This is a genomic window from Bradyrhizobium sp. McL0616 (assembly GCF_049993385.1).
In the GTDB taxonomy this organism is placed as follows: Bacteria; Pseudomonadota; Alphaproteobacteria; order Rhizobiales; family Xanthobacteraceae; genus Bradyrhizobium.
Genome location: NZ_CP188255.1, coordinates 374,389 through 393,660, shown reverse-complemented (window position 1 = coordinate 393,660; position 19,272 = coordinate 374,389). Strand labels below are relative to the sequence as shown.

The 19,272-nt window shown below is 63.8% G+C and carries 19 protein-coding genes and 1 tRNA gene; 7 read left to right on the top strand and 13 right to left on the bottom strand.

Features of this window, described 5'->3' with window-relative positions:
• Positions 1 to 69: 69 nt before the first annotated feature.
• Positions 70 to 1,611, top strand: a complete 1,542-nt coding sequence (locus ACPPVR_RS01835; protein WP_426612591.1) for an alkaline phosphatase D family protein — start codon at positions 70 to 72, stop codon at positions 1,609 to 1,611.
• 19 nt (positions 1,612 to 1,630) lie between these two features.
• Here ACPPVR_RS01835 and ACPPVR_RS01830 read toward each other — a convergent pair whose 3' ends face one another.
• Complete coding sequence (locus tag ACPPVR_RS01830; RefSeq protein WP_426612590.1) at positions 1,631 to 2,029, bottom strand: response regulator; 399 nt, start codon at positions 2,027 to 2,029, stop codon at positions 1,631 to 1,633.
• Between the two features lie 167 nt (positions 2,030 to 2,196).
• On the opposite strand from ACPPVR_RS01830, the gene ACPPVR_RS01825 reads away from it, so the two are divergent.
• The 3 genes from ACPPVR_RS01825 to ACPPVR_RS01815 all read left to right on the top strand — a co-directional run bounded on the left by ACPPVR_RS01825 (position 2,197) and on the right by ACPPVR_RS01815 (position 6,523).
• A complete protein-coding gene (locus tag ACPPVR_RS01825) occupies positions 2,197 to 2,973 on the top strand; it encodes a Crp/Fnr family transcriptional regulator (RefSeq protein WP_426612589.1) in 777 nt (258 codons plus the stop codon).
• A 291-nt stretch (positions 2,974 to 3,264) separates the two neighbouring features.
• Entirely contained in the window at positions 3,265 to 5,091 is a 1,827-nt protein-coding gene (gene typA, locus ACPPVR_RS01820; RefSeq protein WP_426612588.1) for a translational GTPase TypA, read from the top strand.
• A gap of 184 nt (positions 5,092 to 5,275) precedes the next feature.
• Positions 5,276 to 6,523, top strand: coding sequence for a flavin monoamine oxidase family protein (locus ACPPVR_RS01815; RefSeq protein WP_426612587.1), 1,248 nt, complete (start codon positions 5,276 to 5,278; stop codon positions 6,521 to 6,523).
• 92 nt (positions 6,524 to 6,615) lie between these two features.
• On the opposite strand, the gene ACPPVR_RS01810 is transcribed toward ACPPVR_RS01815, so the two are convergent.
• Complete coding sequence (locus ACPPVR_RS01810; RefSeq protein ID WP_426616305.1) at positions 6,616 to 7,023, bottom strand: thiol-disulfide oxidoreductase DCC family protein; 408 nt, start codon at positions 7,021 to 7,023, stop codon at positions 6,616 to 6,618.
• A 44-nt stretch (positions 7,024 to 7,067) separates the two neighbouring features.
• A complete protein-coding gene (locus tag ACPPVR_RS01805; RefSeq protein ID WP_426612586.1) occupies positions 7,068 to 7,958 on the bottom strand; it encodes a dienelactone hydrolase family protein in 891 nt (296 codons plus the stop codon).
• 266 nt (positions 7,959 to 8,224) lie between these two features.
• Here ACPPVR_RS01805 and ACPPVR_RS01800 point away from each other — a divergent pair, with 266 nt between their 5' ends.
• Positions 8,225 to 8,734: a GNAT family N-acetyltransferase gene (locus ACPPVR_RS01800; RefSeq protein WP_027533231.1), complete on the top strand. Its 510-nt coding sequence runs from the start codon at positions 8,225 to 8,227 to the stop codon at positions 8,732 to 8,734.
• A 178-nt stretch (positions 8,735 to 8,912) separates the two neighbouring features.
• Positions 8,913 to 9,449: an inorganic diphosphatase gene (ppa, locus tag ACPPVR_RS01795; protein WP_426612585.1), complete on the top strand. Its 537-nt coding sequence runs from the start codon at positions 8,913 to 8,915 to the stop codon at positions 9,447 to 9,449.
• A 70-nt stretch (positions 9,450 to 9,519) separates the two neighbouring features.
• Here ppa and folD read toward each other — a convergent pair whose 3' ends face one another.
• The 3 genes from folD to ACPPVR_RS01780 are packed head-to-tail and all read right to left on the bottom strand — an operon-like array spanning position 9,520 to position 11,062.
• Positions 9,520 to 10,404 (bottom strand): bifunctional methylenetetrahydrofolate dehydrogenase/methenyltetrahydrofolate cyclohydrolase FolD, encoded by an 885-nt coding sequence (folD, locus tag ACPPVR_RS01790; RefSeq protein ID WP_426612584.1) that lies wholly within the window; start codon positions 10,402 to 10,404, stop codon positions 9,520 to 9,522.
• Between the two features lies 1 nt (position 10,405).
• Entirely contained in the window at positions 10,406 to 10,738 is a 333-nt protein-coding gene (locus ACPPVR_RS01785) for a DUF167 domain-containing protein (protein ID WP_426612583.1), read from the bottom strand.
• Positions 10,739 to 10,771: 33 nt separating this feature from the next.
• Positions 10,772 to 11,062 (bottom strand): YggT family protein, encoded by a 291-nt coding sequence (locus tag ACPPVR_RS01780; RefSeq protein ID WP_092232626.1) that lies wholly within the window; start codon positions 11,060 to 11,062, stop codon positions 10,772 to 10,774.
• Between the two features lie 184 nt (positions 11,063 to 11,246).
• Here ACPPVR_RS01780 and ACPPVR_RS01775 point away from each other — a divergent pair.
• Positions 11,247 to 11,322, top strand: a tRNA-Ala gene (locus ACPPVR_RS01775).
• A gap of 71 nt (positions 11,323 to 11,393) precedes the next feature.
• On the opposite strand, the gene ACPPVR_RS01770 is transcribed toward ACPPVR_RS01775, so the two are convergent.
• The 7 genes from ACPPVR_RS01770 to ACPPVR_RS01740 all read right to left on the bottom strand — a co-directional run bounded on the left by ACPPVR_RS01770 (position 11,394) and on the right by ACPPVR_RS01740 (position 19,242).
• The gene (locus ACPPVR_RS01770) at positions 11,394 to 12,206 is read right to left on the bottom strand and encodes an enoyl-CoA hydratase (RefSeq protein ID WP_426612582.1); all 813 of its coding nucleotides are present in this window, start codon (positions 12,204 to 12,206) and stop codon (positions 11,394 to 11,396) included.
• Between the two features lie 102 nt (positions 12,207 to 12,308).
• Positions 12,309 to 13,112: a glutamine amidotransferase gene (locus tag ACPPVR_RS01765; RefSeq protein ID WP_426612581.1), complete on the bottom strand. Its 804-nt coding sequence runs from the start codon at positions 13,110 to 13,112 to the stop codon at positions 12,309 to 12,311.
• Positions 13,113 to 13,242: 130 nt separating this feature from the next.
• Entirely contained in the window at positions 13,243 to 14,022 is a 780-nt protein-coding gene (locus ACPPVR_RS01760; RefSeq protein ID WP_426612580.1) for an SDR family NAD(P)-dependent oxidoreductase, read from the bottom strand.
• 224 nt (positions 14,023 to 14,246) lie between these two features.
• Positions 14,247 to 14,735, bottom strand: coding sequence for a TerB family tellurite resistance protein (locus tag ACPPVR_RS01755; RefSeq protein ID WP_426612579.1), 489 nt, complete (start codon positions 14,733 to 14,735; stop codon positions 14,247 to 14,249).
• A gap of 240 nt (positions 14,736 to 14,975) precedes the next feature.
• The gene (locus ACPPVR_RS01750) at positions 14,976 to 16,385 is read right to left on the bottom strand and encodes an adenylate/guanylate cyclase domain-containing protein (protein ID WP_426612578.1); all 1,410 of its coding nucleotides are present in this window, start codon (positions 16,383 to 16,385) and stop codon (positions 14,976 to 14,978) included.
• Between the two features lie 50 nt (positions 16,386 to 16,435).
• Positions 16,436 to 17,803: a cytochrome P450 gene (locus ACPPVR_RS01745; RefSeq protein ID WP_426612577.1), complete on the bottom strand. Its 1,368-nt coding sequence runs from the start codon at positions 17,801 to 17,803 to the stop codon at positions 16,436 to 16,438.
• Between the two features lie 44 nt (positions 17,804 to 17,847).
• A complete protein-coding gene (locus tag ACPPVR_RS01740; protein WP_426612576.1) occupies positions 17,848 to 19,242 on the bottom strand; it encodes a hydrolase in 1,395 nt (464 codons plus the stop codon).
• Positions 19,243 to 19,272 lie beyond the last annotated feature (30 nt).

Here is a 19,272-nt window from a genome sequence, read left to right as displayed (position 1 = left end):
ATAGCGTCGGGGTTCATCCTGGCGACTGCCGCCTCGGCAGCCGTGCCACGCGATATCGAGACCATTCTCATGAAGATCCGATTCTCCCGCCGCCGTTTTCTCACCACCGGCGCCGGCGCGCTTGGCGCGATCGCGATGCCTCATCTCTCGCGCGCGGCCGACCGGCCGGCCGTGACCCACGGCGTGCAATCGGGCGACGTCACCGTCGATGGCGGCGTGGTCTGGGCGCGCGCCGATCGGCCGTCGCAGATGCTGGTCGAGGTGGCGACGACGGAGTCTTTCAAAGATGCCCGCGCGCTGCCGCCGATCGCGGCGCTGCCCGAGAGCGATTTCACCGCGAAGATGCTGATCGAGAATCTTCCCAGCGGACAGGACATCTTCTACCGCGTCCGTTTCCGCGATCTCTCCCACACTGCGATCGAAGGCGAGCCGGTGACCGGCCGTTTCCGCACCGCGCCGGCCGACCGCCGCGACGTCAGCTTCGTCTGGGGCGGCGACGTCGCCGGCCAGGGCTGGGGCATCAATCCCGACGACGGCGGCATGGTCTCCTACGCCACGATGCGCAAGCACCGGCCGGATTTCTTCCTGCATTCCGGCGACACCATCTACGCCGACGGCCCGATCCAGTCCGAGGTGAAGCTCGCCGACGGCAAGACCTGGAAGAACGTCACCATTCCCGAGAAGGCCAAGGTCGCCGAGACGCTGGACGAGTACCGCGCCGCGCACAAATACAATTTCACCGACGACAACGTCCGCGCCTTCAATGCCGAGGTGCCGATCTTCGTGCAGTGGGACGATCACGAGGTGACCAACAATTGGTCGCTGTCGAAGGATCTGCCGGCGACCTACAAGGTGCGCGACATCTCGCTGCTCGCAGCCCGCGCTGGCCGCGCCTTCCACGAGATGTATCCGATGCGCGAGAGCATCAATGAGCCCGGCCGGGTCTATCGTCAGATCTCCTACGGTCCGCATCTCGACGTGTTCGTGCTCGACGAGCGCAGCTACCGCGGCCCCAACGGCGCCGACCTCGAGACCGAATACGGCCCGGCCAGCTATTTCCTCGGCCCGGACCAGATCGCCTGGCTCAAGCGCGGCCTGCTCAATTCGCGCGCGACCTGGAAGGTGATCGCCTCCGACATGCCGCTCAGCCTCGTCGTGCCGGACACGCCGAAGGGCGGCTCGGAAGCCTTTGCGCAAGGCGACGGTCCGGTGCGCGGCCGCGAATTCGAGATCGCCGACATGCTGCGCTTCATCAAGACGGCGCCGATCCGCAACACGGTATGGCTGACCGCTGACGTGCACTACACCGCCGCGCATTATTACGATCCGAACAAGGCGCAGTTCCAGGATTTTGATCCGTTCTGGGAATTCGTCTCGGGTCCGCTGCACGCCGGCACCTTCGGCCCGAACGATCTCGACAACACCTTTGGCCCGGACGTGCGCTTCATCAAGGCGCCCGGAAAAGACAACCAGAACCTGCCGCCGTCGGCCGGCATGCAGTTCTTCGGTCACGTCAAGATCGACGGCGCCTCCGGCCAGATGATCGTGACCTTGCGCGACCGTGCCGATGTCGCGCTGTGGTCGACCACGCTGGATCCGAAATTCGCTTGAAGCTGAGGCCGGGGCGCGGTCAGGTGCCGTACGTTCGCAAGGCCGCTTCCAGCGCATCGCTGGAGCAGGGCTTTTGCAAGCGCGGTCGTGCGGCAAACTGCACGGGAATGCTCGTCTCCGCTCCGTAACCGGTCACGAACACGAACGGAATCTTCAGGGCGACGAGCCGCTCGGCGATCGCAAAGCTCTTCTCGCGGATCAGTTCGACGTCGAGCAGCGCGAAGTCCGGCGGGCGCCTCACGATCGCCTCCAGCCCTTGCGCCACCGAACCCACGGTGCGCACGCTCGTCACGCCAAACCCGAGCAGGCGATCCTCGAAATCGATCGCGATGATCGGATCGTCCTCTACTATCAGGACATCGGCAGGACAGTCTGAACCATCGGAAAGAGCGGGTGCCATCATTGCATCTTGGAACATGGAGTTTCTCGGATCAGGACTGCAGCGACACGATGCTACGCCCAGCGCATCGGAAGGTTCCCGGAACGAAACCCACCACACGGACGTTTCCCCGTCTGTCCACTTGTGCACACAGACGGAAGGCAGAGCCCGGTATTGTGCAAAGGGGACGCACGGGGAAATTTCGAATGGATGCGCGCACCAGCAATCTGAATGACGTCAGCAATCGGCCCTACAACAACCTGCTGCGGCGGTTGAATCCGGCGGATTTTGCGCTGCTTGCGCCATACATCACGTTCGAGGACACCGCAGCGAACGATCTGCTCTACAGTCCCGGCGACGACGTCCAGGTCGTGCACTTTCCGTGCGGCCCATCGCTTGCGACCTTTGTCGTCCCCAATGAAGACGGCCGCGATGTCGAGACCATTTTGGTCGGCCGCGAGGGTGCGGTCGGCGGCATCGTCAGCGAGGGATTTCTGCCGGCCTATACCCGCATCTGCGTGAAATTCGGCGGACCGTTTGTACGCATCAACGTCGCCAAGCTGGAGGCGGCCAAGCTGCGTTCGCCATCGCTGCGCAACGTGTTTGCCCGCTATGCCGATTGCATGCTGGCGCAGATCTTCCAGTCGACTGCGTGCAACGCCATCCACTCGATCGAGCAGCGCACGGCCAAATGGATCATGGCCGCGATGGAGCGGACCGGCGACGAGGACAGCGTGCCGCTGACGCATGAGCAGCTTGCCACGCTGCTGGGCGTCGGCCGCAGCTATGCGAGCCGGGTGCTCCAGTCGTTCAAGGCCGAGGGCGTGCTCGACACACGGCGCGGGTCGATCCTGGTCCGCAACCGCGACGGCCTGCGGCTGCGCGCCTGCCTCTGCAACGACGCCGTGAAGATGCATTTCGAGGAAGTACTGCGCGGGGTCTATCCGACCGAGGAGGCGAGCAGCAGCGAGGTACAGGGCTGATCGAGGCCCCCGCCCCCGCCTAAAGGGCCGGTTTGGTGCGGGATTCGCCCTAAACCCCGGGGATTCCCGGACAAAATTCAGTCAACCAAATCCGAAAGAACGCATTGTTTTTTGGCGATTTTTGCCTATATTGCGCTGCAAACGCGTAGGGTGCCTGGTAGATCTGGCCGGGCGGCCTTTTTGGGCGTAATAGGCCCCGTTTTCCACGTTTCAGCGTTGTCCGTGAAGAGGTCCCGGCTTGACCGGCGAGATCGCGCTTAACCCATTGTCCGACCGCAAAGAAGCTCACTCATGAACCTTCGTAACGTCGCCATCATCGCCCACGTCGACCACGGCAAAACCACCCTGGTCGACCGCCTGCTCCAGCAATCCGGCACCTATCGCGAGAACCAGAAGGTAACCGAACGCGCCATGGACTCCAACGATCTGGAGCGCGAGCGCGGCATTACCATTCTCGCCAAGGCGGCGTCGGTGCAGTGGAAGGACACCCGCATCAACATCGTCGATACCCCCGGCCACGCCGATTTCGGCGGCGAGGTCGAGCGCATCCTCAACATGGTGGACGGCGCGCTGGTGCTGGTGGACGCCGCCGAAGGCCCGCTGCCGCAGACCAAATTCGTGGTCTCCAAGGCACTCAAGGTCGGCCTCAAGCCGATCGTCGTCATCAACAAGGTTGACCGTCCCGACGCGCGGGCGACCGAAGTCATCAACGAAGTGTTCGACCTGTTCGCGGCGCTCGATGCCAGCGAAGAGCAGCTCGATTTTCCGATCCTTTACGGATCGGCCAAGCAAGGCTGGATGGCCGATAGCCCGGATGGGTCGCACGAGGCCGGCATGCAGCCGCTGTTCGACCTGATCGTGCGCCATGTCGCACCGCCGACCGTCGAGGAAGGCCCGTTCCGCATGATCGGCACCATTCTCGAAGCCAATCCCTATCTCGGCCGCATCATCACCGGCCGCATCACCTCAGGCTCGATCAAGCCGAACCAGGCCGTGAAGGTACTGGGCGCAGACGGCAAGATGATCGAGCAGGGCCGCATCACCAAGATCCTCGCCTTCCGCGGCATCGAGCGCACCCCGCTCGAAGAAGCCGACGCAGGTGACATCGTCGCGATCGCCGGCCTGACCAAGGGGACCGTCGCCGACACCTTCTGCGATCCGTCGGTCGAAACGCCGCTGGTGGCGCAGCCGATCGACCCGCCGACCGTGTCGATGTCGTTCATCGTCAACAACTCACCGCTCGCCGGGACGGAAGGCGACAAGGTAACCAGCCGCATGATCCGCGACCGCCTGCTGCGCGAAGCCGAAGGCAACGTCGCACTGCGCGTGGTCGAGGCCTCCGACAAGGATTCGATGGAAGTTTCCGGGCGCGGCGAATTGCAGCTCGCGATCCTGATCGAGACCATGCGCCGCGAAGGTTTTGAACTGTCGGTGTCGCGTCCGCGCGTCGTGCTGAAGAAGGATGAGACGACCGGCGCATGGCAGGAGCCGATCGAAGAAGTCGTGATCGACGTCGACGAAGAGCATTCCGGCGTGGTCGTGCAGAAGATGAGCGAACGCAAGGCCGAGATGATCGAGATGCGCCCCTCAGGCGGCAATCGTCTGCGGCTGGTGTTCTACGCGCCGACCCGCGGTCTGATCGGTTACCAGGGCGAACTGCTTACCGACACCCGCGGCACGGCGATCATGAACCGCCTGTTCCACGGCTACGCGCCGTACAAGGGCGACATCCAGGGCCGCCGCAACGGTGTCCTGATCTCCAACGACCAGGGCGAAGCGGTGGCTTACGCCATGTTCAAGCTGGAAGATCGCGGTCCGATGATGATCGAGCCGGGCTGGAAGGTCTACAAGGGCATGATCGTCGGCGAGCATACCCGCGAGAACGACCTCGAGATCAACATCCTCAAGGGCAAGCAGCTCACCAACATCCGAACCACCTCGAAGGACGAAGCGGTGCGCCTGACCCCGCCGATCCGCATGACCCTGGAAAAGGCGCTGGCCTATATCGAGGACGACGAGTTGGTCGAAATCACGCCGAAGTCGATCCGTCTGCGCAAGCGGCACCTCGACCCGAACGAGCGCAAGCGCGCGGAAAAGTCCAAGGAAGCGGTGGCGTAAGCCACGCGCACTGTCATTCCCCGCGAAAGCGGGGAATGAAGTACGCCGCGGCTTCTCCGTACCTCACGACTGTCACTGGAATACTGGATCACCCGCTCCTGTGCGCAATTGCACACAAGGCGGGTGATGACGGCTATGCGCGCGCTGGCTTCTGGCCCTCCAGCGAACGTGCTAGAGCCCGCTCATGAGTTCCCTTCCGTCCTCCGTCGATGTTGCGATCATCGGCGCCGGTGCGGCCGGCCTCGGCGCAGCCCACGCGCTGTCCGGCTCCGGCCTCTCCATGATCGTGCTGGAAGCGCGCGACCGGCTCGGCGGCCGCGCCTGGACCGTGCAGGCCTCGCCTGAAGTCACGTTCGATGTCGGCTGCGGCTGGCTGCATTCGGCCGACAAGAACTCCTTCGTCGAAATCGCAAGACAACTCGATTTCGAGGTCAACAAGGACCTGCCGCCCTGGCGCGACCGCGCCTTCGGCAACGCGTTCCCGCAGGCTGAGCGCGATGATTTCATGCGCGCGATGGACGCCTTTTATCAGCGCCTCTGGCAGGCCGCTCAGAAGGGCAGGGACGAACCCGCGAGCCAAAGTCTCGAGCCCGGCAATCGCTGGAACCCCATGATCGACGCCGTCTCGACCTACATCAACGGCTGCGAACTGAAGGACATGTCGACGCTCGACTGGGACGCCTATGAGGACACCGACGCCAACTGGCGCGTTCGTCGCGGCTATGGCGCGCTGATTGCGGCTTACGGCACGCACTGCCCGGTGGCGCTGAACTGCAACGTCACGCTGATCGATCATTCCGGAAAACGCATCCGCCTCGAAACATCGCAAGGCACGCTGGCGGCGGACAAGGTGATCATCACCGTGCCGACCAACCTGATCGCCGACGAAGCGATCCGCTTCTCACCGCCTCTGCCGGCCAAGGTCGACGCCGCGCGCGGCCTGCCGCTCGGCGTCGACGACAAGGTGACGCTGGCGCTAAGCGATGCCGAGGCTTTCCCCAAGGAAGGCAATCTGCGCGGCGCCACCATGCGGACCGCGATGGGCACCTACCACATCCGCCCGTTCGGCCAGCCCTGCATCGAAGGCTTTTTCGGCGGCAGTTTTGCACGCGAGCTGGAGGCTGCCGGCGAAGGCGCCATCGCCGCGCAAAGCATCGACGAGATTGCAGGTCTTCTCGGCAATGATATCCGCCGCAAGCTGAAGCCGCTGTACGAATCGCGGTGGGGACATGACCCGTTTGCGCGAGGCTCGTATTCGCACGCGCTGCCGGGGCATGCCGGTGACCGCGCGGTGCTGGCGGCGCCGGTGGATGGACGATTGTTCTTCGCGGGCGAAGCGACGTCGCCGAGCTTTTTCACGACAGCGCATGGGGCGCGGGACAGCGGAGAGCAGGCGGCGGGGGACGTGCTGGCGGCTCTAGGTAAGCCGTAACCGCAATCTCCGTCATTGCGAGCGAAGCGAAGCAATCCAGAATCGGTCCGCGGAGACACTAAGGATTGCTTCGCTGCGCTCGCAATGACGAATTACTCGATGATCCGGGCTCGCAAGTCTGCATCGGGTACGAAGCACGCATCGTACTTCCCAAAAATGCGATAGCGGTTGCGTGCGATCAGGCTGTACGCCGCATTTCGCAACGGCTTCGGCACACCAAACAGCACGCGCGCCCAGGCCCATCCCGGCAGATTTGACAGCACCGTCAGCGCGGCGTCCGATTTCATGAACGCCTCGCCGCCATGGACCACGGCATTGGTGTCGGGATCATCCGAATCGATACCGAACGTGTGCGCCAGCCGCGCCCCATAGTCCGACTGGATCGGCGTGAACCGAAAGCGCTTCGCCGTGTCGCGCTTCGCGACGAAGCGCACCCAGCGCGAGCAGAAGATGCAAACGCCGTCGAACAGGATCACATCGTCATCGGGCCATTTTTGCATCATCGATTATCCGGCATCAGGGACCGCGACCTGGAAATACAGCGTCATGGTTTCTTCGCCGCGACAGGCTTCAGCGCACGATCGAGGTCTTGGCTGGCGGCTTTGACGCCGGCGTCCGTCTCGATCATCCAATGGCCCTCGCTGCCCACCGCCGACGATGTGCGGAAATCGACTTTGCCGCCCTTGCTGTGAAACGCTTCTGCCAACGCCTTCGAAAATGCCGGCGCAAAATAGCTGTCATTGGCCGCGACGATCCATGTGACGGGAATGCGCGCCGTCTTGCCGAATTCGGCAGCGGCCGCGACGAGCGCATGCGGCGCACAGATCCGGTTCGGTTCGTCGTTGGCATGACCGCCGCGCCCCGGCGCAAAGGCGATGATCGCCGAGATCATCTTCGGATCGGCATCGGCGAGCGCCAGCGCGCCCCAGCCGCCAGCGGAATGCCCGATCACGATCGCTGCGTCCTTGCGGACAAAATCCTGCTTGAGCAGATAGTCCAGTGCGAACGAAATTTCCTCCGCGGTGGCGCGCCCCGCGCGCGCATAGTCCGCTTCGTCACAGCCTCCCTGGTCCTCGACATAACGACCGCCGGTCGCGCCATGGCCGAGCCGCTCCGGCACCAGCACGGCAAAGCCGCGCGCGACGAGAGACGCTGCGAGCGCGCGATATTCCGGCTGCGGCATTTGCGCGCGACGTAACACGTTCTGCGTCGAGGCATGCGCAATCACCGCAAGCCGAAATGGACCGGCGCCGAGGGGACGAAACAGCAGTGCGTGCGCTGCAATGTCGGTATCCGGCGACGGCACGCGCCATTGCTGCCGGCGGAACGGCTCACCTTCCGCGCCCGATGACCCAAACGTGACCTGAGCGCACAGAGGCGACCCCGTCAGCAAGGACAGCAGAAGCAGGAGCGCGAGAATGTTGAGAAGCCGCATGAATTGCCGAAGGCGAACACGGATGGCGCGGGCCAGACTAGTAGGAACGAATCATTCTAGACGGACTTTCTGCGTTGCCATTGCCGTTCATTCGTTGCCGCAGAGCAGTTTTGCACCGACGCATGGCACGCCGTTGCCGTGCAAAGCGGCGGCTTGTCTTTTTTCGGCACAACATGGTCAAAATACTGATGCAGAAAGTCCACAGGTTAACCGATAATTAACGATGGGTCTTGCCGCCGGCGCGGCGACTTGGTTTGATCGTGTCCATGAGCACAACCCTGATCGAGGTCCGGCCGGCCAAAGCTGCAGATGCAACTGCGGTGGCGTCCACCCATGACGAAGCCTGGCGCTCAGCCTATCAGGGCATCATTCCCGGCGCCGAGCTGGAGAAGCTGATCAACCGCCGCGGTCCGCAGTGGTGGGACAGCGCGATCCGCAAGGGCAGCCGCGTCAGCGTGCTGGTGTTCGGCGACAAGATCGCGGGCTACGCCAATTATGGCCGCAACCGCGCCCGCAGCCTGCATTTCGACGGCGAGATCTACGAGCTTTATCTGCGTCCCGAATTCCAGGGCCTCGGTTTCGGCCGTCGCCTGTTCACTGCAGCCCGCCGCGACCTCATGCAGAGCAATCTGAAGAGCATGGTGGTGTGGGCGCTGTCGGACAACGATCCCGCCACCGAGTTCTACCGGGCGCTGGGTGGCCGCATGGTGGCGCGCTCCTCGGAGCGCTTCGGGCCGAAGTCGCTCGACAAGGTTGCCTTCGCCTGGACCAATTGAGCTGCTGAAACCTTAAACGGCAGCGCTCCCCTTCCGTCGATACCGTTGCCTTTTGGGCCGGTGATCGCTGGATTCATTATTTCACAAAAACGCGATGGATCGGCGGGCCAAGCCCGCGTATGACAGCGCCAAAATCGCTGCCGGGCGCGATTTAACCTCGGCAACAACGGAGCCTTTAATGCGTATCGATGCGGTCTCGATCGGGAAAAACACGCCACAGGAAGTTAACGTCATCATCGAAGTTCCGGTGGGCGGCGAACCGATCAAATACGAGATGGACAAGGAAGCCGGCACGCTGGTGGTCGACCGCTTCCTCTACACGCCGATGCGTTACCCCGGTAACTACGGCTTCATCCCGCACACCCTGTCCGATGACGGCGATCCCTGCGACGTCCTGATCGTCAACACCCGCGCCATCATTCCCGGCGCCGTCATGAGCGTGCGCCCGGTCGGCGTGCTGTTCATGGAGGACGAAGCCGGCGGCGACGAGAAGATTCTGGCGGTGCCGTCGTCGAAGCTGACGCAGCGCTACGACAAGGTGAAGTCGTATTCCGACCTGCCGGACATCACGCTCCAGCAGATCCAGCACTTCTTCGAGCACTACAAGGATCTCGAACCCGGCAAGTGGGTGAAGATTTTGCGCTGGGGCGGCCCCGAGGATGCCCACAAACTGATCCTCGAAGGCATCGAGCGCGAGAAAAAAAAGAAGGCGTGAGTTACCGTTGTCCCGGACGGCGTGCGTCATGAAATGACGCGCCGCTGAGCCGGGGCACGAGAACTTGAGTTTACACCGCCGGCTTCGGCAGGCCCGCGATCGCACAAGCCGCGCGCAGCGTGTTCACGAGCAGGCAGGCCACCGTCATCTGGCCGACGCCGCCCGGCACCGGCGTCACCGCGCCGGCGACGCTGAGCGCTTCCTGATAGGCGACATCGCCGACCAGCCGCGTCTTGCCGTCGTCCTTCGGAATGCGGTTGATGCCGACATCGATCACGGTCGCGCCCGGCTTCAGCCAGTCGCCGCGCACCATCTCAGGCCTGCCGACTGCGGCATAAACGAGATCCGCCTGCTTCACGAGGCCGGGCAGATCGCGCGAGCGCGAATGCGCGATCGTCACCGTAGCGTTCTCGTTCAGCAGCAGTTGCACCAGCGGGCGGCCGACCAGATTGGAGCGGCCGATGACGATGGCGTTCATGCCTGCGAGCGAAGGATGCACGCTTTTGGTCAAAATGATGCAGCCGAGTGGCGTGCAGGGCGACAGCGCCTCCAATCCGCCGGCGAGCCGGCCGGCATTGTTCGGATGCAGTCCGTCGACATCCTTGGCGGGATCGATGGCATTGATCACGGCCTCGGTGTTCAGCCCCTTCGGCAGCGGCAATTGCACCAGAATGCCGTGCACGGCGGGATCGCGGTTCAGCTTTGCGACGACCGCCAGGAGATCCGACTGCGAGACGTCGGCCGGCAGCTTGTGCTCGAACGAGGCCATGCCGGCAGCCTGGGTCTGCGTATGTTTTGAGCGGACATAGACCTCTGAAGCGGGATCGCTGCCGACCAGGACCACCGCGAGCCCCGGCACCAGATTGTGCTCGCGCTTGACGCGAGCGACCTCATCGCCAACGCGGCCGCGAAGTTCCGCGGCGATGACTTTTCCATCGATGATCTTGGCCGTCATGTCAGTTCCCTAAATCTGTCGATTCGGTCGGAGCGAGCCGGCGCAACGCTTCGGCAAGCCGTGCCGGATCGCCCTCGACCGCGATCTGCTTCAGCCGCGACGTCGCCCCGGACAGAAGACTCACGCTCGCCTTGGGCACGCCGAGCGACTTCGCCAGCAGCGCCAGAACCGCGCGATTGGCCTCCCCGCCATCGGCGATCGCCCGCACGCGCACCTTCAACACGCTGCGGCCGTCGGCGAGCTGCTCGATCCCGTCGACGCCATCACGCCCGCCACGCGGCGTCACCCGCAACGCGATATTGACGCCCGTGGTGGAGCTGCGCCAAGGGACCATCAAGGGATCATCAAGGCTCCGTCACGATCGGGCCTACGGCACGTTCGGATAAACGTACTCGGCGAGATAGAGCTGGATCAACCAAAGCACGAAGAATGCGACGATCGGAGACATATCGAGCCCGCCCATGCTGGGCAGCCTGCGCCGAATCGGGCCGAGGACCGGTTCGGTAATCCGATAGAGAAACTCCGCGATCGCTCCGACGAACTGGTTGCGGGTATTCACGACGTTGAACGCGATCAACCAGGACAGGATTGCCGATGCGATCAGCAGGTAGATGTACAGATTGATGATCTGGATCAGAATGAAGACTATCGGGCGCATCAGCGAAACACTCTCTGGGCCTGTCGTGGGATGGTCATGGCTAGATATCGGTTCCCCCCGCCCCAAACAAGGGAAGTCGGTGCCCGGACGGCTAAAACCGGGTTACACCCGTCCTTGACTTGACCTTGGCGGGGACTTAAATGGCGCCCGGTTGTCGGCCGCATTGACCAGAGCGGGCGACTATGGGGCCATAGCTCAGCTGGGAGAGCGCGTCGTTCGCAATGACGAGGTCGGCGGTTCGATCCCGCCTGGCTCCACCAGCCTTCGTGTAGCGAAGGCTGTCCCGCCACAGCCCGAAGGGCGACGGCGGACCTTCTCCACAAATCTCCCCCTACCTCCCCGTAAACCGCGGTGCCCGCTTCTCCATAAAGCTTGCCACGCCCTCGCGGAAATCGCTGCCGCCAAGCGCGACCAGCATCTCCCGGTTGGCCTCGATCGTCGCCTCTGCCAGCGTCTGGAATGGCACCTCGTAGAGCTGCCGCTTGATGACGGCCATCGCGCTCGGCGAGACGAGATCGGCGAGGTCCCGCGCATAGGCATAGGTCTCTGCGCGCAGCTTCTCGGGTGGACAGAGCCGGTTGACCAGCCCGATCCGCAATGCCTCGTCACTCGCCACGCGCCGGGCCGAGAGCAGGAGATCCATCGCATTGGCATGACCGACGATGCGCGGCAGCATCCAGCTGATGCCGTGTTCGGCAATCAGGCCGCGCCGCGCGAAGGCGGTCGTGAACACGGTGTTGTCGGCCGCAAAGCGCAGGTCGCAATAGAGCGCGTGCACGAGGCCGATGCCGGCGGTCGCGCCATTGAGCATCGCGATGACTGGCTTGCCGATCGACGGATAGAAGCCGTAGCGCGACTGCCAGTCCGGCCGCCTGTTCATGTCGAAGGGCGGCAGGTTCGAGGCGCGCCTGATGTCGTTGGGATCGAGCCCCTTCAGTGCGTCCATGTCGGCGCCGGCGCAGAAGGCGCGGCCCGCACCGGTGAGCACGATGACGCGGACATTGTCGTCCGCGCTTGACGCTTCCATGGCGTGGCGCACGTCGCGCTCCATGACCGGCGTCCACGCATTCATGCGGTCGGGACGATTGAGCGTGATAGTCGCGATCCGGTCGCTCACCTCATAGAGAATGTGTTCATAGGCCACGGCGCTCTCCCTTTGTTTGCCGGCGCAATTTCGCGCGCGCTTGTTGGGAGCGAGCCTAGCATATCCAGGGAAGAGGCAAGAGTTTCGCGCGACGCCGCGGCGTTACTCGGCGGCTTGCGCCAGCACCGGCCGGCGCGCCAGCCAGCCGTCGATGAAATGATCGAGCCAGGCGCGCTCCGCAACATCATGGACGGCGCGGTCCGCGAAATGATGATGCCGCTCGCGCGCACCGGGTGCAGAGAGGCCGTCATAGCCGCGTGTGATCCAGCAATGCATCATCGCGTAGGTCACGTCGGGATGAAACTGCACGCCGAAGGCATTGTCGGTACGAAACGCCTGCACTGGAAAATCATCGCCTTCGGCAAGCAATTCAGCGCCGACAGGCAGCTCAAATCCCTCGCGATGCCAGTGGTAGACCTGCGCCGGCCAGTCCGGGCAGAGCGCGCGTCCAACCGCCGTCGGGCGGATCGGATAATAGCCGATCTGGGTCAGCGCATCCGCATGCGGCGCGACGCGGGCACCGAGCTGCATTGCGAGCATCTGCGCACCAAGGCAGATGCCGAGGAACGGCCGCTGTTCGCGAAGCGGAATTTCGATCCAGTCGATCTCGCGGCGAATGTAGTCGTCGGAATCATTGGCGCTCATCGGGCCGCCGAAGATCACGGCGCCGGCATGCTGCTCGAGCGTCCCGGGCAGGGGATCGCCGAAGCGGGGCCTGCGGATGTCGAGGCGATGGCCGAGCGCGCGTAGCGCATTGCCGACCCGGCCGGGTGTCGAGGATTCCTGATGCAGGACGATGAGAACCGGCCGCCGGTCTTCAGGACGGGCAGCGGATGCGCCAAGCGCCCTTCGCTTAGGGAAGGGCACCAATTCCGCGCCACCAAACCTGTTCGTCCGGAACGACATTGCCTTTCCAAATGCTATCGGTTCAGACCGACAGCATAGCTAAGCGAAGGTTAATTTCGTGTGAGTTCGCACACACAAGCTTCCCGATATGGAAGCAAGCTCCGGGCCACGACGGGCGCTTCGAGCGTCTTTAGTGCCTCTGCCGCTGAAACCGGCTGGTGGCGGACAGGATGAAGCCGCGCGGGAAGAAACGCAGCGCGAATGGCACAATCTTGATGCCGAGACCCGGCAGCACTGCCCGTTTGTTGGCCATCAGGCCACGATAGGCCTGCCGTGCAACATCGGCGGCAGGAACATTGAGAAGCGACGTGTTATGCCCAGACCCAACGCCGGCGCGGGCCTGGAATTCGGTGGGCACCGGACCCGGGCAAAGTACGGTGACACGAACACCGCGCGGAGCGAGCTCTGCACGCAAGGCCTCGGTGAGAGAAATCACATAGGCCTTGGATGCGTAATAGACGGCCATGCCGGGGCCGGGCAGAAAGCCGGCGACAGATCCGACATTGAGAAGACCGCCCTTGTTCTTGACGAGCTGATCGGCGAACCGCAGCGACAGATCCGTTAGAGCCCGGACATTCACATCGACGATGCCAACCTGCTCGACGCGATCGCACTCGATTGCATCGCCGAACACACCAAACCCGGCATTATTGACGAGATAGTCGAGTTCGACGTCTTCGGCCGCGAGCGCCGCCGCGATCTTCTCGCCGGCATCGGCTTCTTGCAGATCGCAGGCGATCACGATCGGCTTCTTGCCGCCCTTGGCGGAGAGCTCGCACGCGAGCGCCTCGAGACGATCTGCGCGGCGCGCCGTCAGAACCAGGCGATGCCCGTTCGCCGCGAATACGCGCGCCAGCTCTGTGCCTATGCCGGCCGAAGCACCGGTTATCAGCGTCACCCGCTCAGTCACGATCGAAGTCTCTTATTCAAGTCTTTTGGCCCACAATGACGGGACGAGAGCATAAGCCATGCGCGACACGCAAGCTGGCTGGCTGCATGGCATCGTGAGCGGACGACAGGCCGTGCAGAAAAAACCCATCATTTGCGCGGGTTATCGGTACCGGCGCGGCCGGCAACAATATTAAAGTTTCGTCATGTGTCGACACGGCCCGCAATTCGCCGTGTTGGGACGGATCAGCCGCCGACGGCGCCGTCCTTGACCTGACCGCCGGCGCGGTCCGCAACCGCATGCTTGAGGTCGATCCGGTCGCGCTGGGCGATCCCGAGCAGGTCGGAGGCGCGCCAGACGACGTTGTCCTCGAACTCGGTGACCTGGCCGTCGGCATAGACCAGCTCCCACATCATCTGCACGATGCGCTTGCGGCCCTCTTCGTCGAGCGAGCGCATGATGACGCTGGTGAAATGATAGAGGTCGACCGCCTCGCCTTCGACCTGGGTCGCGTCCGCAATCAGCCGGTCCGCAGTGCCACGGTCCAGACCGAAATGGCTCTCGATCAGGCTGTGCAGCTTGCGCTGCTCGGTCTGTGTCGGCTGGCCGTCCAGCGAAACCACATGGACCAGCAGTGCGGTTGCCGCGAGCCGATAGTCGCTGCCGCCGAAGGCGCGATCCCCGGCATGAGGGGCAACAATCTCGGCGATGAATTGGCGCAGGCCGTCGAGCATGGGGTCCTACCGAAATCGATGAAGCCGCGGGAGCGTCCGCTACAAGCCACTATATGAGAAGGAGACTCAACCAGCGCAACATGCGTCAGTCCCGCGCGCTGATTACGTTTCGGCAATCTGGGCTGCCTTATTCTCCGTCATGGCCGGGCTTGACCCGGCCATCCACGCAACCCCGTGAAGAAAGACGTGAATGCCCGGGACAAGCCCGGACGTGACGACAGAGGAAGTAGCGCCCATCCCTCACGGTATCTCGTACACCACCATCTTGTCGGCGATGCCGCGCAGCGCGGCCTGCTTCTGGATCGGCTTGATGGCGCGCTGCTGCAACACTTCGGCAACCGCGGGCGCATCCAGCACCGGGCCCGTGATGTGGATCTCCTGCGCGGTCGACAGGCTCTGCACGCGCGCGGCGATGTTGACGGTCTGGCCGAAATAATCCTGCCGCTCGTTGAGCATCACCGCGAGGCAGGGACCTTCATGGATGCCGATCTTGACGATGAGATCGGCGGTGCCGCGCTTTTTATTGAGTTCGTCCATCGCGGCACGCATCCGCAGGCCCGCGACGATCGCGTGCTCTGGGCGGATGAAGGTCGCCATCACGGCATCTCCGATCGTCTTCACCACCGCGCCCTTTTCGGACGAGATGATCTCGAGCAGCGCTTGGAAATGTGCGCGCACGAGATCGAAGGCGGCGAGATCGCCGACGCGTTCGTACAGCGCCGTCGAGCCCTTGAGATCAGTGAACAGGAAGGTCAGCGAGGTGATCTGGAGCCGCTGGTCGAGACTGAGATTGTCCGCCTTGAACACATCGCGAAAAGTCTGGTTCGACAGCATCCGCTTGGCGGTGAGGAACGGCTTGCGCTTGCCGATGAGGTGATGAAGCGCCTCGGCCGCGATGAACACCGACGGCAGCACGCGGACGCCGGCCTGGTTCTCCAGCGACAGCCGCAGCGGGCCCGGTCGCATTGTCGTGGTCCCCGTCGGCGCCTGTACCTTGTTGTACATGATGGCGAGCTGCTGACGGTCCTTGGTCGGCTCGCCCTGTACATCGATGAAATGGGCGGCGTGCGTCACCGGCTCGAAGATGATGATGAAATCGTTCGGCAGTTGCAGCGACATGGTGGCCTTCTCGCCGGCCGGCAGCTCGAGCGTATCGAGCGTTACTTCGTCGGACAGCGTCGCAAAGGACTCCTTGTCGAAGTCGACGCCGGAGCTCCAGAACACCTGCTTGAAATACTCCCACACTGGTAGCGAGTTGGGGTCGTGTGCCGCGATACGGCGCACGCGCGGATTCACCGTGAAGGAGACCTCGACCTGATCGTCGACCGACGCCTTGTAGCCGCAGGCGCAGAGCGCGCAGTGATAATCGTCCGGCTTCAGTGCCTTCAGCGTCGAATGCGCCCCCAGCACGCCGCCACATCCCGGGCACAGCACGTTCCAGCCGAGATCGAACAGCCCGAGCCGCGCCGAATGCAGGAACGCCGAGATCGCGCGCTCCTCATCCACGCCATGCTGCCTGGAGAAGTCGAGCACATTGACGCGATTGAGCTCGTGGTCCTCACCGTGGTCGATGAGGTGTTGAATTGCATCAACCGCCTTCGGGTCGGCGGTCTGCTTCAGAACTGAAAGCTGGGCCTGGATGTCGCTCATGGCGTAACTCTATCTAGGGTGGATCACGCCATTGGTCAGACGAATGCCTGTCACCGACGCGTGATGCGGAACATGGGTGAGTGGCCCGGCTGGGTCGTGACGACGCCATGCGGAATGACCGGAGTGGTGTCCGTCAGCTCGACGCGGAACGCGCCGATCAACCGAGCCAGCGCCAGCACCGATTCGGCTTGCGCGAACGGCGCGCCGACGCAGACGCGCGGGCCCGCACCGAACGGCAGATAGGCGAAGCGGTCCGGCGCCTCGGTGGACATGAAACGCTTGGGAATGAATGCATTCGGCTGATCCCACAGCTTCTCGTGCCGGTGCAGCAGCCACGGTGCGATCATGATGATGTCGCCCTTGCTGATCGCTTCCCCGGCCACATTGTCCTTGTCGCGCGCGGCCCGGGCGATCAGGAAGGCCGGCGGATAAAGCCGCATGGTCTCGTCGATCACGGCGCGGGTGAATTTTTGACGATCGATGTCGGCCATACTGTCGAGATGTTCGCCGCGGGTTTCGGAAGCGACCTCCTCCTGCGTGTCCGGATCGAGCGCTAGCAGATAGAGCGCCCAGAACAGCGCGGTTGCCGTGGTCTCGTGACCTGCGAGAATCATGGTTGCGACTTCGTCGACGAGCTGCTCGTCCGAAAAGCCCTTGCCCGTCTCAGGGTCGCGCGCCCCGTCCATGAGATCGAACAGATCGCGCGGCGGCGCGCCGTCCTTCTTGCCTGCGGCCCGCCGCTCGGCAATCAGCGTTGCGACGAATTCGGTCCAGCGCTTGCGGAAGCGGGCGCGCGCACGATCCATGGGTGTCGGCCAGGACACCGGCAGCACCATGTCGAGGAAGTAGGGCCGTCCAAGCCGCTCGCCATACTCCACGATGAAGTTGCGCAAGGTCGGGCCGTGCCGGTCCATGCCGAACGAGAACATCGTGCGCCCGGCGATCTCGAGCGTCATGCGCTGCATGACCTCGCGCAGATTGACGGCCTCGCCTGATTGCGTGTCGAGCTTGGCGATGGTTTCGTCGAGCACCGCCGTCATGTGCGGAACGAGATTTGCCGTCGCGCGCGGCGTGAAGGCCGGCGCCAGCGTGCGGCGCTGAAACGTCCAGTCGTGGCCTTCCGCGATCAGGAGACCTTCGCCGAGTACCGGGCGGAGCATGCGGATGCCCGCCGGCGTGCGCGTGTAGTTCTCGTAATTGCTGAGCAGGACATGCCGGATCGCGTCCGGACGGTTCAGGATGAAGCTCTTGTGCAGGAAGAAGCGGCCCTGGAGGATCTCTTCCTCATAGGCGCGCTGCCCCCAGGTTGCGATCATGTTCTGCCTGATCACCGCAAGCCTGCCGAAGAACGACATATCGTCCGGGGCCCGCGGCGGGGCCGGAGGGACGATCGGCCGACGCACGCTGGCGATGTTCATGGCTCTCTCCCGCAGGCATTGAGCAGACTGGTGCCGCTCAACAGCTAATAAGTCAGCTCGGCAACCGCAATCCTGTTCTCGGAGGCCGGCCAGGCGCGTGCCACAATTCGTTCTTCGTTGAACTGGGCCACGACGTTACGCCCGACCTCGCTGGCCGGAAAGCGCAGGGTTGCTGCCGAATCCGTAGGCACACCCGGCTTGACGTCGGCCGGCGTCTGGCCGTCGAACAAAACGATGTCGCGCGGCAGGCCGAAATAGCCGCGCGGACGCGACATGATCACGACCGCGCCGGCATCCTTGTCCGCCGGCCCGAACGGGCGCGCGGCCCGCAAATGCACGACGTCGGAGGAGCGCGGGAAGGGCGAGCGGTAGAAATGCGTCGTCGGTGCGTCCGGCGAGGTCAGCACGATTTCGAGCGGTGAGCCGGAATCGACCTCGACCGGCCCCCAGCGGCCGTCTGCGCCCGTCGTCGAGCGGTGCACCATTTCGCCCCCGCGCTCGCCGCTGTCGCGATCGATATGGAACACCTCCACCGTCGCCCCGGCCACCGGGCGATTGGTCGGCACGCCGCCCGGCGTGCCCGTGACCAAACCGCTGAGGCGGACGCTCCGCTCCGGCACGATCGCGATGCGCGCAGGCTCGCGGCCGGCGATGAATTTGTAGATCTCGCGGAAGGCGCGCGGATGAAACCCGGTCTCGCGATGATCGAGCGTGCCGAGCACGAGATTGGTCGCGCCCTTCAGCTCGGGCCCTTCCGCGGTGACATTGATCGGCACGCCGGGCTTGCCCATGAAGCGGCCGTCGGGTTGCGCATATTTGTCCATGCCGTCGCTGCGCAAGGTGAGGAATGCCGTGCCCGGCGTCACCTCGCTGTCGCCATCGTTCAAGCCGCGCAGGAAGGCGCCGCGTCCGTTGAACTCGCTGCCGAGCAGATCGTCGAGCGCGAACACGCCGTGATTGGGCGTGCCGCACAAGACCGCGTGGCTGACGTCGCCTGCGTTGCCGTTCTTGACGACGTTGCGGATGGCGTTGCCGCCGCGCGAATTGCCGACCAGCGCCACGCGCGGCGCGCCGGTGCGACGCTTCAATTCAGCGATGGCGGCGGCAAGCTCGCGACGCTGGTCCTCGGTCGAGGACCGGCCCGCCTGCTCGACCGTGTCGTCAGCGCGCGCTGTGGGATCGGTGAAATTGATCGCGAACATGCGGTCGCGCGCGATGCCGTTGGATTGCATCCGCCACAGGGTCGTCATCCAGAGCGCATCGTAATCGCCATTGCCATGGACGAACAGGATCGGTGGCACCTCGGCGCTCGTGGCCGTGCTCTTGTCCGTACTTTTCGCCGCCGACGGAGATTGCGCCCGCGCATCCGTCCGCAAGCTCGCAACCGCGAAAGGCAAGCTACCTGCACCCAACAGGATTGTCCGTCGTGACAGCTTCATCTGTTCCTCTCCGGTAAAACCATGACTTTG

What these genes read in the sequence shown, in the direction of transcription:
- folD (WP_426612584.1), bottom strand. Translation starts at nt 10,404, where the DNA reads ATGACGGCCAAGATCATCGATGGAAAAGTCATCGCCGCGGAACTTCGC.
- ACPPVR_RS01800 (WP_027533231.1), top strand. Translation starts at nt 8,225, where the DNA reads ATGAGCACAACCCTGATCGAGGTCCGGCCGGCCAAAGCTGCAGATGCA.
- ACPPVR_RS01815 (WP_426612587.1), top strand. Translation starts at nt 5,276, where the DNA reads ATGAGTTCCCTTCCGTCCTCCGTCGATGTTGCGATCATCGGCGCCGGT.
- ACPPVR_RS01745 (WP_426612577.1), bottom strand. Translation starts at nt 17,803, where the DNA reads ATGAACATCGCCAGCGTGCGTCGGCCGATCGTCCCTCCGGCCCCGCCG.
- ACPPVR_RS01740 (WP_426612576.1), bottom strand. Translation starts at nt 19,242, where the DNA reads ATGAAGCTGTCACGACGGACAATCCTGTTGGGTGCAGGTAGCTTGCCT.
- ACPPVR_RS01835 (WP_426612591.1), top strand. Translation starts at nt 70, where the DNA reads ATGAAGATCCGATTCTCCCGCCGCCGTTTTCTCACCACCGGCGCCGGC.
- ACPPVR_RS01830 (WP_426612590.1), bottom strand. Translation starts at nt 2,029, where the DNA reads ATGTTCCAAGATGCAATGATGGCACCCGCTCTTTCCGATGGTTCAGAC.
- ACPPVR_RS01810 (WP_426616305.1), bottom strand. Translation starts at nt 7,023, where the DNA reads ATGCAAAAATGGCCCGATGACGATGTGATCCTGTTCGACGGCGTTTGC.
- ACPPVR_RS01785 (WP_426612583.1), bottom strand. Translation starts at nt 10,738, where the DNA reads ATGGTCCCTTGGCGCAGCTCCACCACGGGCGTCAATATCGCGTTGCGG.
- ACPPVR_RS01780 (WP_092232626.1), bottom strand. Translation starts at nt 11,062, where the DNA reads ATGCGCCCGATAGTCTTCATTCTGATCCAGATCATCAATCTGTACATC.
- ACPPVR_RS01765 (WP_426612581.1), bottom strand. Translation starts at nt 13,112, where the DNA reads ATGTCGTTCCGGACGAACAGGTTTGGTGGCGCGGAATTGGTGCCCTTC.
- ACPPVR_RS01805 (WP_426612586.1), bottom strand. Translation starts at nt 7,958, where the DNA reads ATGCGGCTTCTCAACATTCTCGCGCTCCTGCTTCTGCTGTCCTTGCTG.
- ACPPVR_RS01755 (WP_426612579.1), bottom strand. Translation starts at nt 14,735, where the DNA reads ATGCTCGACGGCCTGCGCCAATTCATCGCCGAGATTGTTGCCCCTCAT.
- ACPPVR_RS01825 (WP_426612589.1), top strand. Translation starts at nt 2,197, where the DNA reads ATGGATGCGCGCACCAGCAATCTGAATGACGTCAGCAATCGGCCCTAC.
- ppa (WP_426612585.1), top strand. Translation starts at nt 8,913, where the DNA reads ATGCGTATCGATGCGGTCTCGATCGGGAAAAACACGCCACAGGAAGTT.
- ACPPVR_RS01750 (WP_426612578.1), bottom strand. Translation starts at nt 16,385, where the DNA reads ATGAGCGACATCCAGGCCCAGCTTTCAGTTCTGAAGCAGACCGCCGAC.
- typA (WP_426612588.1), top strand. Translation starts at nt 3,265, where the DNA reads ATGAACCTTCGTAACGTCGCCATCATCGCCCACGTCGACCACGGCAAA.